Raw genomic sequence first — 13,980 nt, forward strand, 5'->3', positions numbered from 1 at the left:
GTGGCTAGTTATCTAATGGGGTATTAAATTGCTCGGGAGTTTCGAAGTCGCCAGTCAGTTTAAGTAGTTTATCATTTTCAAAATGCACCACTAAGCTTTTACGAACTTCAGACTCTCTATCTATGTTAAACACATATTTGTAGTGCCACTTTGAAGAGTCAAATGCATCTTTAGCAACCGGTGTGCCTAAAACGAACATAACTTGCTCTTTGGTCATATCGATCCGAAGCTTGTCTACATCGGACTGCTCTAAAAAGTTACCTTGAGGCACGTTAATCCTATAAACCCAGCTTGAACAACCGGACAAAAATATAGTCATTATGGCGGCGACTAGCCAAGTCAAAAGGGGTTTATTGTACTGCATGTATGTGTATCCTTATTTTAGGTTATTACGAATGATACAGATTGCACTAAGAAGGTAAAGTAGATTGTGCATTTCGACTGCGCAATTTGTAAAAAGTTTCTAAAATTGAGAAATTTAAATTGAACGAAAATAATCACACGATTAAAACTTGGTATTTGTATATCGTCGAAAATAAATTGGGTCATTGGTATACCGGGATCACCAATGATTTAGATCGTAGGGTAGAGCAGCATAATAATGGTACTGGGGCTAAAAGCCTGCGTGGCAAAGGCCCCATTTCACTGATCATTGCTATATCAGGTCTGACAAAAGTGCAAGCTGCCAAACTTGAGTGGCAAATAAAACAACTGACAAAAGCGCAAAAGCGTCAATTGGTTGTGGAGGCGATATCAGACTCAGATACGAGTGTAAGTACAAACTTAGTTATCGCATTTGAGACTTGTGTGAGCTTTTCAAAGTTGATTTTATCCAATGAATCTTTGACTGAATGATGGTTTTTATCCATGCCCGCACCGAAGTAGATAAATGGAATATCCGCTCTGTGAAAAGGGTAGTGATCACTGGCTCTAAGCCAGTCAACCTGGGGGGCCGCTAGCCTTCTGGCCATGATTTTAGCTGAGAAAAACAACCTAAATTTGACCGAGGTCGCCTTAAATGTCTCTTCGATGTGCGCTTCAAGAGGTTTTAGTGTGCGTGAGGCTAGCGCGTATAATCGATTTTTTTTCTGTAAGTCGAGCATATCAAGATTGATATTCATATAAATTTGTCGCTCGCCAAGTTCTTTCACAAATGCTTTTGCGCCATGCAGCCCCTTCTCTTCAGCATCTGTTGCCACATAGATGATGTCTCTAGCAATATCTACTCCTTGTAATTGCCTAGCAATATCTATCATGACGGCAACCCCAGAGGCATTGTCATTTGCACCGGGGTAATGCCTACTGCCGCGTTTTCCCAAGTGATCGTAGTGAGCTGTAATTACGATAGGGGAGTGGCACTGCACACGCTGACATGCTTGGATTGCAACGACATTATGGCCTGATGCAGAGTCGAAAAAGCCATATTCAAATTCAAAATGCTGAAAGTGAACATCAAGGCCATATTTTTCGAATTGTCGGGTAATATAGTGGGCGCTTTGATGTGGTTTATCAGCCCCAGATGGCCTTCCTTCAAATTCAGGGCTGGTTAATACCCGCATATCTCGTTCAAGTGAATATGCTTCGCTGCCACATACTAAAATAATAAGAAGGCTAATTTTTAGCCACTGCATCTAACCACTCCAATTTACCTTTATATTGTTTTTGGTTATGTTCAAACTCTGCATGATCGAGTGCGCGTTTCATATGACGTTTTGTTTGCACTAAATCGCCTTTTGCGTAGTACGCTTTGGCAAGCGCAAAATGCCCCTCATGTAATTGACTGTTAATCTTAAGCGCGTTTCTATAATGTCGAATAGCTTTATTGATCTTGCCATCTTCCATCGCTTGATGGCCAAGCGTTAGGATATAATATGGGTTGTCTTTTCGGTACTGGTGTAGAGCAGTCCTGATTTCCTCAGCTTGTTTGTTTCGATTAGTCAAATCATAAAGCACTGCCAAGTTACCTTTTGCGGTGTTGTTGTTTGGGTCTAATGATATCGCCTGATTGTAGAATGCCTCTGCGGTTCTGAATTCCTCTTTCATCCGATAAAGTATCGCTAAATTAGCCCAAGCACTTGTATAGTTTGAGTCCAGTTCTATTGCCGCTTGAAAATAACTAAAAGCAAGGTCATGGTTACCCTCGACCATGTTGAGTGCGCCTTTGTTGTTATAAAACATAGCCGTGACACGATCTTTGCTTATCGGAGTTGTCTTAAATGCTTGGCGGCGGCTATTTGGGTCAAAATCAATGGTTAGTGTTCTGGGGGCTGTGTGAAGTACCTGTTTGGTGTAATAACGCATTCTATCTTCGTGGATTTTTAAATTGATATGGCCACTGAGAAAGTTATAACCTCGACTGGTAGCCCAGTATTCTGGGACATGTACTTTTTGAAATTCGGCTTGTAGGTTTAAAAATTCGGACAAGCTGTACGCTAAAATTGATAAGGATAAGCAATTGGCATTGAGGTTTTGATACGTTTGAGATGCAGTGAGGTTGGCATCACTCATGTAGGAGAGTGAGGCATCACCATTTTCCAGCAAAAACTGCATTAAGAGCTGTGCGTGTTTTAGCTCTGGTTGCTCGCCTTCCTTAAAGTGTTTTTCAAGAGAAGTTATTATTTGCTCGTCTAGCACAAAAATATCTTGCTGTGATTCGACTGGCAGTGTTTTGAATGGCGCTTTTTTAAGTAATACGAGATTATTTGTATCGACTGATGCGGTTGTTTGACAGCCACTCAGCGTGATACTAGATATCGCTAAAGTCATAGTTAAAACAACGCTTTGAAAATTAATTTTCATGGTAGTTACTCCCACAGCTCTTTCTTAATAGACTAGCGAACCCTGAGAGTAAATAAAGAAAAAATTGTTACAAAGCGTTGCTTAATTATTGAGCTTCTACTCTAAAAGCTGGCAGCTAATTTATCTAACTCCTTAGCTGAGTCAGCTAATTGCTGAATGGCTTGCTCCGTACTGAGCTGATCGTTCATGACTTCATCACTTATCACGCTGATCTGTTCTATGCTTCTTCCAACATCGACAACTACATTACTTTGCTCTTCTGTCGCAGTTGCAATGAGTGTTGTCATATCATTGATTTGATTAGCTGTTTCAGTGATGCTATCCATGAGTTCAACAGATGTTTGCATCTGAGTGACACTTTGTTCAGCTTGTTGTGATGACAGCGCAATTTGCTCAACGATTGAATCAGATGCAGCGGTTAGCTCGGTGATTGTTGCTTGGATTTCGTCTGTTGATTGAGACGTACGACTGGCCAGTGCACGTACTTCATCCGCAACCACGGCAAATCCTCGACCATGTTCACCCGCTCTTGCAGACTCGATGGCGGCATTTAACGCTAATAGGTTAGTTTGTTCAGATATACCTCTGATCACATCTAAAATATTAGCAATGGATTGCGTTTTACTTGCAAGAGTCTCAACTTGAGTGGCCATGTTTTGAATATCCGTGGCAAGTTCCATCAAGGTTTCTTGGCTGGTTTGCACGCAGCTGTGGCTTTCAAGCGAACTTTCTTTACTGGCCAGCGTTAGCTTTGCAGTATTATTCGCACTGCCTGCAATTTCTTGTACTGTCGCTGCCATTTCATTGATAGCGGCTGCCACTGAAATGGTTTGATTCTTTTGCTCATCAAGAGATTGAGAGTTACGTTGCGTTTGTTCAAATACTAATTCACTGGCTGCGCGAATATCTCGGCTTTCTGTTGCGACCTTACTTATAGCCGTATCTATTTTGCCAATAAATTGATTAAAACCGTCGCCAAGTGCAGCCAGTTCAGGTTGCTCAGAGCGTGGTACGCGATAATTTAAATTTGCATCACCACTACCCAATTGCTTGAATACATCAGCCATTTTTAATAGAGGCGCGCTCAAAGTACGTGCTAGCAATACGCTAAAAATACTCGCAACGAAAGCAATAATGAGAGCAAAAGTCACTATTTGCCACTGCAGCTCTGTGACTTGAGCAAATACTTCTTGCTGCGGCACTTGAGCAATGACATACAAGTCTGTATCCGGAATACGGTGTGCAGCAACGAGTACTGCTTGCTCATTTGCTGTTAACTCTAAAATATTTAATCGTGAGTTATTTAGAAGTTCGCTTGCCGAGCGCGCACCATAGAAGTCTGCAAGTGTCGACTTTGCGACCAAATTGGCATCAGGGTGGAGCTGCACTTGACCTTCTTGGTTAACCACAAAGACAAATCCAGTTTGCTCAATACGCATGTTGGCAAGCTTTTGCTGCATGTCGTCAATACTTTTAGCAAGACCTGCAAGGCCAATACCATTGGTTTGCTGGTGATTAACAAACATTTTCACGTCGCCAGGCGACTCTTGGAAAATACTTATTGAATAGGCATTTCTGCTTTGGGTAAAAGCAAAAAACCAACTATCTTGTTGCATATTCAATACACGTAAGAAGCCGTCTTGGTTCCAATATTTGTTGTTTTGTCTATTTGCCCAAGACGCTGTAGCCAAGCCATATTGTTGCTGTAGTCTCTTCAGTTCGTTAAGTAATAAGTCTTCATTTAACTGACCATTTTGAGCTGATTCAAGTATAAATCGGTTACTAGAGAGTTGCTCTGCCGCATTTTTTAATACGACAATTTCTTGCTCAAGAGACTTAGTGATACTTTCGACTTTGCTTGGTAGCTCAGAGCCGAGCATCCTGGACTCAACCATGGATTTGGATTGATAAATCGAAATAAAGCCAATTAAACTTGCAACTAATATTGCTGTTGCACTACCTAGGATGGTGATTTTTTGAGTGATTGTAAAGCTTGTGTTACTCATTTAACCTACAGAAACTGATTACCGCGTGGCGATAATTCTAACATGGTCAATAATTAACACATATAGATTTATTCGTTATGTCGTATAAATTTATGAGTAGTTTATTATATCTCTCATTTAAATGTATGAAAAAAAGCCCAAAGTTTTCACTGTTGGGCCTTGGTTCTAACAAGCGAACTGGTTTATACAATTCGTTTCATGGCAGACATGTAGCCTCGCAATTCTGTTCCAATAACCTCAACAGGGTGATTTCTAACTGCGCTGTTTACAGCTATAAGCTTCTGATTATCAACATAGCTGTCTGTATTGCTTAACCCTGCACCTATTACGTCACTGCTAATATTCTCCATAAATGGCTTCAGCAGTGGTAGGCAGGCATGATTGTACAAGTAGCACCCGTATTCAGCAGTATCTGAGATGGTTCTATTCATCTCGAAAAGCTTTTTACGTGCAATTGTGTTAGCAATAAGTGGCGTTTCGTGCAAAGACTCATAATAAGCTGACTCTTCGATTATCCCCGCTGCGGTCATAGTTTCAAAAGCCAGCTCAACACCCGCTTTGACCATAGCAACCATTAAGATGCCTTTATCAAAAAACGTTTGCTCTGATATATGCTGTTCAGTATTAGCTTGTTTTTCAAAAGCAGTTTCAGCGGTTTCAGCACGCCATGTTAGTAACTTTGCATCATCCTCTGCCCAGTCAGCCATCATACCACTAGAAAATTCACCACTTATGATGTCATCCATATGCTTGTTATAGAGCGGCGCCATAATCGTTTTAAGCTCTTCACTGAGTTCAAATGCTTTGACTTTTGCAGGGTTAGAGAGCCTATCCATCATGTTGGTAATACCGCCATGCTTGAGCGCTTCAGTGATGACTTCCCAGCCATATTGAATTAATTTGGACGCATAGTCTGGAGCAATACCTTGCTCTACCATCTTGTCAAAGCAAAGTATTGAACCCGTTTGTAGCATGCCGCACAAAATAGTTTGCTCGCCCATTAAATCGGACTTCACTTCGGCTATAAACGATGAGTGAAGGACGCCAGCTCTGTGTCCACCTGTGCCTGCTGCATATGCTTTTGCTTGTGCTAAACCTTTACCTTCAGGGTCATTTTCTGGGTGAATAGCAATAAGCGTTGGTACACCAAAGCCACGTTTATACTCTTCTCTTACTTCAGTACCAGGGCATTTTGGTGCAACCATGATGACCGTAATGTCTTCACGCACTTGCATGCCTTCTTCAACGATATTGAAACCGTGTGAATAGGCCAGTGTAGCGCCTTGCTTCATCATTGGCATTACAGCAGTGACAACAGCTGAGTGTTGTTTGTCTGGGGTTAAGTTGAGTACTAAATCTGCTGTTGGAATGAGCTCTTCATAATTACCGACAACAAAGCCATTATCACTGGCGTTGAGGAATGATTGTCTTTTTTCATCGATTGCAGATTGCCTAAGTGCATACGATACATCCAACCCAGAATCTCTGAGGTTAAGACCTTGGTTTAGCCCTTGTGCACCACAACCAACAATCACCAACTTTTTGCCTTTTAATGCTTCTACACCGTCATTGAACTCTGAGGGGTCCATAAACTTACATTGTGCCAATTGAGCCAATTGCTCACGTAATGGTAAAGAGTTGAAATAATTCGCCATGTCAGATCCTGCTTTGTCGTCTTAATGTGATTTGTTTGTGTTAGAGCTAAGATAGTGAGATCTTGTACTTGCGTAAAATGATATATTTAAACTATTGTATTTCATATTTTGAAAGATAAGGTGCCTAGATGGATCATAAGCAACTGAACTACTTTTTAGCTTTGGCAGATACTTTGCACTTCACTCGAGCAAGTGAACGCTGTTATATCAGCCCGCCGACATTGAGTCGTCAAATTAAACAATTAGAAAATGAGGTAGGTGCACCGCTTTTTATCAGAGATAACCGAAGTGTATCTTTGACACCACAAGGCAAGGCATTTGTTCAATATGCGCAAGCGACTTTGGCAAGTTGGCGTCAATTTAAAAGTGAATGCCAAGATGAGTCCCAGCCATTAACAGGCGAGCTGAGTTTATACTGCTCTGTAACAGCATCATATAGCTTCATCTACGATCTATTTGCACGCTATCGTAAAGAGTTTCCTCAGGTGGAACTAAATTTGATGACGGGCGATCCCGCTTTTTCTCTTTCCCAGATACAAGGTGATTTGGCGGATGTGGCTGTGGCTGTCAAACCAGCTTCCCTACCTCAAGGTATTGAGTATCAGTCAATTGGCCGTTCTCGACTGGTATTTATCGCGCCAACAATGGCTTGCCCATTAACGGAGTTATTGGATAAGCATAATAAAAGTGACTTGCCGTGGGGAGAGTTGCCTTTCATTGTCCCTGAGCAGGGAGTACTTAAGGAGAGAATCGATAATTTTTTTAAACGTATGTCGATCCAGCCTCAAGTCTATGCACATATCTCCGGTCATGAAGCCATGGTCGCCATGGCAAGCTTAGGTTTTGGTGTAGCCTATATTCCAGAGATTGTGTTGTCACAAAGCCCGTTTAAAAATCAAGTTCAGCAATTGAATTTGCAATCTGAAGAAATAGATATTGGCTTGGTAACAAAGAAAAAACGGCTCCAAGATCCGGTAATAAATAAATTGTTTTCGGTATCGTGTGGAATATTTAATTCGTAAAGCTGATGTTCAGGTAAGAGGAGTAGACTCGCAAAAAATTAGGTGTATTGAACAGGGGTAGGTAGTGCGTACCATACTGATCGCAGAGAGTAAAAGTAACAGTTTGGCTGTGCCACAAGCTGCACTTCAAGATCAAGGATTTGATGTGCAAACGATGGTTCTAGAAAATTTAGACCATGTAAATCAAAAAAGTCGAAAAGGAATGGTAAGTAGTATTGTGATTGATCAGAGTATCGCTACCAGTGCAAAATTCGACACCATAAATACTTTAAAAAGTTATTATCAAGTACCTGTTCTGGTGTCTGTTGAAGATAACAATGATGACATTCAAAGCCTGTTACTTGAACTGGGCGCTGATGATGTTATCGCAACTCATGCTAAACCTCGGTTGTGGCGAGCACGTCTTGACGCCATGTTACGTAAATACCAGTCTGTTAAACCCCAATATAATTGCAGTAATGGCAAAGAACTGTCGTTTGGTGCATTGACCATAAAAGGGGAGGAAAGAACGGTTATGTTTGAAAATCAACGTGTGAGTTTGACAACGCACGAATTTGATCTAATTTGGTTATTGGCGTCTAAAGCCCCCAAGGTGGTTAGCCGCGAAGAAATTTATGAAAAGATCATCGGGCAAGATTATCAGGCTAACAGTCGCACCATAGATGTGCGCGTATCTTGTTTGCGTAAAAAGCTAGGGGACAACGCCACTAGCCCACAAAAGATAAAAACTGTGTGGCGTCAAGGATATCTGTTTGTCAAAGAAGCATGGTAAAAAATTTATAGTTCGAATTTTTCGAACTATAAATCAACCAAACCCTGTGAAAATTATATAACAAAATATTCTATAATTTGTATTTAAAATATTAAAGTTCTTCCAAAACAGGTTGTTACAAAATATTTCAGTTTTAATGCTAGTGACTCTCATTATCTCTTCTATAGTTAGTCTTGACACTGCCTACTAATCAATATGTTCTTAACAACGCAAACAATATTGATTCCTATTTAGGTGGGTGTATACTTTTGCCCGTTAAGAAAATGCAAATACAAATAATTTTCATAGGAAGACGTCTAATGGCATTAAGAAAGTCTCTGCTTGCAACTGCAATTTTAGCAGCAACAGTTGGTTTAACAGGTTGTGGTGGCTCTAGTAGCGATAACAACACAGTAACTACTCCAGATACACCTACAACTCCAACTACCCCAACTACTCCTTCAAATAAAGCACCAACGATTACTGCTGAAAACGCATCAATTGTTGAAGATACATTAGGTGCTGAAGTTACGGGCGTTGTATTTGAAGATGATAGCGATGAAGCGAGTGCTTTAACTTATACTGTTAGCGATGGTCGTTTTGAAATTGTTGAAGGTAAGCTGAAATTAAAAGCGGCTAATACACTAAACTTTGAACAAGAAGCTGAACAAAAAGTGACGCTAACTGTGTCAGCAACAGATTCTGCTGATGAGAAAGTTGAGCAAGAAATCACAGTATCTATCTCAGATATCGAAGCTGTTGCAGGTGTGAACGTATATGAGTTTAAAAATACTGCGGGTGACTCTTCTGTTGCGTACTCAGGTCAGGTTTCTCGTCAAGCAACCATTTTAGAAGTTAAAAAGCTACTAGGTACGCTTAAAACGGGTACTGACGGGATCAGTGATGCACAAGAATTAAGAGATATTGTAACGAAAGTTCGCGTTCTACTTAACCCTCAAGAAACTGACGTTGCATTTTTAGACGATGAATTAACTTTCCTACCTGATACGGCTGAGCAAACGAACCTAGGTAAAATTTCATCTGTGAAGAAAGTGTTAGGCGAAAAAGGCAAGATCGCTGGACGTGACACAACTTACATGAATAAAAAGTGGGAAGAATCTGGCTCACTAGTAGGCTGGACTGATTTTGGGAAACAAGTGTCAACACCTGAAGGCCTAGTGCTTCATTATTTAGATTTAATCGATGCACAAATTGAAAGCTTTGCAAATGGTGAGCAACTATCAGCAACACACAATGGCAAAACAATCAATTTAAGCTCATTGTATATCACGCCAGAAGGTTTAGACCTTGTGCAACTAATTCAAAAGCACTTAAATGGTGCTGTTGCGCTTTCTCAAGGTGCAGATGACTATCTTGATGAGCTATTAATTGGTGAAAAGTCTGCAGACAATACAAAACTTGCTGAGGGTAAGACTTACACTGAGCTTGAGCACAAGTTTGATGAAGGTTATGGTTATTTCGGTGCTGCAACTCACTATTTAGAGTACAGTGATGTGCAGATTTCAGATTCTGCTTCTCACGACACAAATGAGAATGGTACTATTGATCTTCTGACTGAGTACAACTTCGGTAACTCTACAAATGCATCTAAGCGTGATAAAGGCTCTGCGGGCAACGCTAACCCAACTGATTTCTCTGGTGCTGCACAGCTTGCATTTATCCAAGGTCGTAAGTTAATTACCGACAACTTTGAAAAGAATGTTGCAGATTGGTCTCCTGAAGACCAAGAGAAGATTGAAATGTATCGTGACCTAGCGCTTCTTAACTGGGAAAAATCAATTGCTGCAACTGTAATTCATTACATCAACTACACGATTGCAAAAGAAGGTGGCAACCTGACACTGATTGCATCTGGTGATTTTGATGCCGGTAATTTCGAAAAGCTTGCAAAATATTGGGGTGAGATGAAAGGTTTCGCATTGAACTTCCAATTCAATCCACATTCACCAGTAACGGCAACACAATTTGCTGAAATTCATACGTTAATGGGTGATGCGCCTAAGCTTGCAGAAGCTGACGTACCTGGTTACATCGAAGACCTAGAAAAAGCACGTGCTATTATCGCTGAAGCTTATGGTTTTGATGCACAAAATGTTGCTGAGTGGTAATCATTTAGTTCAATAATAATAGAAAGGTTAGTTGCGTACGTAGCTAACCTTTTGTTGTATTTATAGGTATCAATTAAGAGAGACATAATGAGAGTCTTATCCCCTTTAAGTGCGGTGGCTATTGCTGTTACATTGCTTTTAAGTGGCTGTGGTGAGAGTAGTTCGAGCACTGCTGGTTCGGAATTTGCTGGCGCTAATGGCTCAAATGGGCCTACGACGCCAACGACACCAACGACACCAACGACGCCGACGTCACCAACAACACCTACACAACCAACCACTTTCGATGAAGCTGCGTTAGTGTCTAATTTGGTTAATAATGTCCTCACACCTGCTCTGATTCAATTTGATGAATTTGCAAAAGCACAGAAAACGCAAATAGGTGAATACTGTGTGGCAGAAAAAGCGCAAACTGCAGAATCGGCTGATTTACATGAAAAAGCGAAGGATAGCTGGCGTGCAACGATGGCAAGTTGGCAATATGTTGAGATGATGCAAGTTGGTCCTATTATAACCAATAGCAAAGAGTTGAAAGGCAATATCTATTCATGGCCAGCTGGCGGTGCACTGTGTAGCATCGATTTGGACATCGTTTACCATGATGATGGTGTTATTAATGGTAACGCTAATAACCCTTACAACATTAAGAACCGTACAACTGATCGCAAGGGGCTCATTGCTATTGAGCATGCGCTCTTTAATACCAATTACGATCACAATTGTACGACTGTCAACGCAGCACTTGCGCCGTGGAATGGAAAAACCATCAATGAGAGAAAAGTTGCGCGTTGTGAGTTTGCAAACACGGTTGCGGGCGACATTGTTGATAACAGTGCCGAAATCTTATCTCGTTGGCAAGGCGATAATGGCTTTGCAAGTCAGTTGATTAATGCTGGTAGCTCGGGTTCGCAATTTGATTCCGCTCATACCGCATTGAATGAAATTTCAAAAGCCTTGTTTTACATGACTAAAGAGCTGAAAGATCAAAAACTGGGTGAACCTTTAGGTTTGTTTACGAATAGTTGTGGTTCTAATATTTGTCCACAAGATGTTGAGTCTGACATCTCTGAGCATTCAAAAGAAAACTTACTTGCTAATATCCGCGCATTTAGACAGATTTTTACCGGTGATGGCAGTAACGCTGATAACACTTTGGGCTTCGATGATTTCCTAGATGCTGAGCAAGGCTCTGATGTCAAACAGCGTATGTTGACAGGGTTAGATGAAGCAGAAGCGGCTTTATTGGCTATTGATGGGTCTTTGCAAGATGCTGTTGAAAACAATACGGCCTCTGTAACAAACGTACATGATAAGGTCAAAGATGTGACTGATGAACTCAAAAATGACTTCATCAACAAGTTAGCTTTAGAACTTCCTCAAACATCGGCAGGTGATAATGACTAAGTACACGCGTATGAATAAATCATTGCTTGCAGTGGCGGTTGCTGTTGCATTACCCAGTGCTTTCGCTGATGAAGCCGCGAAAGACGATATCGAACATATCCAAATTATTAGCCATTATGACAAGCTAAGAACAGAGGCTGGCTCTGCGACATTACTTACAGAAGAGCAATTAGGTGAGTACGAGTACGATGATATACATCGTGTACTTTCGTCTGTACCTGGTGTGAATATTCGTGAAGAAGATGGGTATGGCCTTCGTCCCAATATTGGTTTTCGTGGTGTGACGCCAGAGCGTAGTAAAAAAATTACGATTATGGAAGATGGCGTTTTAATTGGCCCTGCACCTTACTCTGCGCCAGCTGCTTATTATTTCCCACAAACAACGCGCATGACAGCGGTTGAGGTCTTCAAAGGCCCGGCTGCAATCAAGCATGGTCCGCAAACCATTGCAGGTGCACTTAATCTCGTGACGCGCTCAGTGCCTGAATTTACTGAAGGTGCAATTGATATTGCAGCAGGCGGTGATGGCTATACTAAAGCACACGGTTATTTTGGCTCAGTAGTAAACAATGTTGGCTTTTTATTTGAAGCTGTAAACGTGCAGGCTGATGGCTTTAAAGAGCTTGACGGTGGCGGTGATACAGGCTTTGATAAAAACGATTTCTTAGCTAAGTTTAACTACAGATTACAGCAAGGCGATTTTGAACATAATTTCGGTCTGAAATTAAGTTATGCAGACGAAATCTCTGATGAGACCTATCTGGGGTTAACAGAAGCTGATTTTGCAGAAAACCCTTACCGCCGTTACGCTGCAACAGCGCCTGCTAAAATGGATACTGAGCATCAACAAGTGATGTTTACGCATAGCATGAGCAGTGATAACCTCAGCTTAACAACACGCTTATATCGTAATGATTACGAACGCGCATGGCTGAAGTTGAATAGCATTGAAGGTAAATCACCTCAGGAAATTTTGTTAAACCCAGAAGCAGAAGACAACCTCCGTTTGTTTGAGATCCTAAAGGGTGAACAAGATTCAGTTGTACCTGGTGCAGCAAACTTTTTAACCATGGGCACAAACGATAGAGAATACTACTCTCAAGGCCTGCAAATTGATGGTGACTTTACATTCAGACTGCTTGACTTTGATCATGAGCTATCGTTCGGTGTGAGACTCCACGAAGATGAAATTGAGCGTAAGCACTTTGAAGAAAGCTATGAGATGAAATCTGGCGTTTCAACCTTAGTTGAAAACAGTAAGCGCTTTACAACACTTAACACTGAACATACAGAAGCCTTGTCTGTGTATGTTGAAGACAAAGTGAAGTTTGATGCTTTAACTTTAGGTGTGGGTGTGCGTGGTGAACTTATGGATATGCACTACCAAAATAATAACAATGCAAATGACTGGCTTGATAAAACAACTCGGATCTGGCTGCCAGGTTTGAGTGGTTTCTATCAACTGAGTGAAGATGCTGGTTTATTGTTTGGTATTCACCGTGGTTTTTCACCTGCATCGCCAGCGCAATCGTCAGAAATTGAAATTGAAAAAAGCACAAACTATGAATTTGGTGGCCGTTTTAATGATGGCGTAACTGAGTTTGAAGTGGTGAGCTTTTTCAATGACTATAGCAATTTGAAAGAAAGCTGTGGTCAGTCTAACTGTGGTGATAGCACGCAACAAGATGCTGAGTTTAATGGTGGCGCTGCTCACGTGTACGGTCTCGAAGCACAGTTTTCTCAGCGCTACCCTCTAAACTTACAATTGGATATACCTTACAGCTTGGTGTACACCTATACCAAAGGTGAATTTAAAAATGATCGCCGAACATCCTTTGCCCAATGGGGTGAAGTAAGAAATGGTGATCCATTGCCATATTTACCTGAGCATCAGGTGAGCTTTAATATTGGCTTGAGCGCAGAGAAATGGCGTACCTCTTTGGCGGTTAAGTACATAGGCTCTATGCCAGAAGCTGCGGGTCGAAGTTGGACTGAGGGGACACAAGAGTTTACGCTTTATCTAGAAGGTCAAGAAGTACCGTCTTCGACAACCGTTGACTTATCAGCAAGCTACGACTTTGATAGCTATGGTCAAGTATACTTGAAAGTAGACAACCTACTTGATGAAGATAAAATTGTGAGCCGCAGACCATATGGTGCGCGCCCAGGTAAGCCTAGACAGCTTACAGTAGGGTACAAATATCAGTTTTAATT

The 13,980-nt window shown here is 41.3% G+C and carries 10 protein-coding genes and 1 pseudogene; 6 read left to right on the plus strand and 5 right to left on the minus strand.

Going from position 1 to position 13,980, the window contains the following annotated elements; genetic code table 11:
• Positions 1-4: 4 nt before the first annotated feature.
• Positions 5-364: an outer membrane protein assembly factor BamE gene (locus tag N477_RS11190; RefSeq protein ID WP_063360670.1), complete on the minus strand. Its 360-nt coding sequence runs from the start codon at positions 362-364 to the stop codon at positions 5-7.
• A gap of 155 nt (positions 365-519) precedes the next feature.
• On the opposite strand from N477_RS11190, the pseudogene N477_RS26460 reads away from it, so the two are divergent.
• A pseudogene (locus N477_RS26460) lies at positions 520-720 on the plus strand (GIY-YIG nuclease family protein); the annotation flags it as partial.
• An 11-nt stretch (positions 721-731) separates the two neighbouring features.
• On the opposite strand, the gene N477_RS26465 reads toward N477_RS26460, so the two are convergent.
• The 4 genes from N477_RS26465 to ilvC all read right to left on the minus strand — a co-directional run bounded on the left by N477_RS26465 (position 732) and on the right by ilvC (position 6,460).
• Positions 732-1,631 carry a M28 family peptidase gene (locus tag N477_RS26465; RefSeq protein WP_081216353.1) on the minus strand — a complete coding sequence of 300 codons (900 nt, stop codon included), beginning with the start codon at positions 1,629-1,631 and terminating at the stop codon, positions 732-734.
• Complete coding sequence (locus N477_RS11200; RefSeq protein ID WP_063360669.1) at positions 1,612-2,799, minus strand: tetratricopeptide repeat protein; 1,188 nt, start codon at positions 2,797-2,799, stop codon at positions 1,612-1,614. Before N477_RS11200 ends, N477_RS26465 begins: the two co-directional genes overlap by 20 nt.
• A gap of 101 nt (positions 2,800-2,900) precedes the next feature.
• Positions 2,901-4,805 (minus strand): methyl-accepting chemotaxis protein, encoded by a 1,905-nt coding sequence (locus N477_RS11205; RefSeq protein WP_063360668.1) that lies wholly within the window; start codon positions 4,803-4,805, stop codon positions 2,901-2,903.
• A gap of 182 nt (positions 4,806-4,987) precedes the next feature.
• Complete coding sequence (gene ilvC / locus N477_RS11210; protein ID WP_063360667.1) at positions 4,988-6,460, minus strand: ketol-acid reductoisomerase; 1,473 nt, start codon at positions 6,458-6,460, stop codon at positions 4,988-4,990.
• Between the two features lie 128 nt (positions 6,461-6,588).
• On the opposite strand from ilvC, the gene ilvY reads away from it, so the two are divergent.
• From ilvY to N477_RS11235, 5 genes are all read left to right on the plus strand, one after another.
• Complete coding sequence (ilvY, locus tag N477_RS11215) at positions 6,589-7,482, plus strand: HTH-type transcriptional activator IlvY (protein WP_063360666.1); 894 nt, start codon at positions 6,589-6,591, stop codon at positions 7,480-7,482.
• Between the two features lie 64 nt (positions 7,483-7,546).
• On the plus strand, positions 7,547-8,254 hold the full coding sequence (locus N477_RS11220) for a winged helix-turn-helix domain-containing protein (RefSeq protein ID WP_063360665.1): 708 nt from the start codon (positions 7,547-7,549) through the stop codon (positions 8,252-8,254).
• Positions 8,255-8,553: 299 nt separating this feature from the next.
• Positions 8,554-10,362 (plus strand): DUF4856 domain-containing protein, encoded by a 1,809-nt coding sequence (locus N477_RS11225; RefSeq protein ID WP_063360664.1) that lies wholly within the window; start codon positions 8,554-8,556, stop codon positions 10,360-10,362.
• Between the two features lie 87 nt (positions 10,363-10,449).
• Positions 10,450-11,766, plus strand: coding sequence for an imelysin family protein (locus tag N477_RS11230; protein WP_063360663.1), 1,317 nt, complete (start codon positions 10,450-10,452; stop codon positions 11,764-11,766).
• Positions 11,759-13,978, plus strand: coding sequence for a TonB-dependent receptor family protein (locus N477_RS11235; RefSeq protein WP_063360662.1), 2,220 nt, complete (start codon positions 11,759-11,761; stop codon positions 13,976-13,978). The genes N477_RS11230 and N477_RS11235 overlap by 8 nt, the downstream gene beginning before the upstream one ends.
• Positions 13,979-13,980 lie beyond the last annotated feature (2 nt).

It is taken from the genome of Pseudoalteromonas luteoviolacea H33-S (assembly GCF_001625695.1).
Taxonomy (GTDB): Bacteria; Pseudomonadota; Gammaproteobacteria; order Enterobacterales; family Alteromonadaceae; genus Pseudoalteromonas; species Pseudoalteromonas luteoviolacea_B.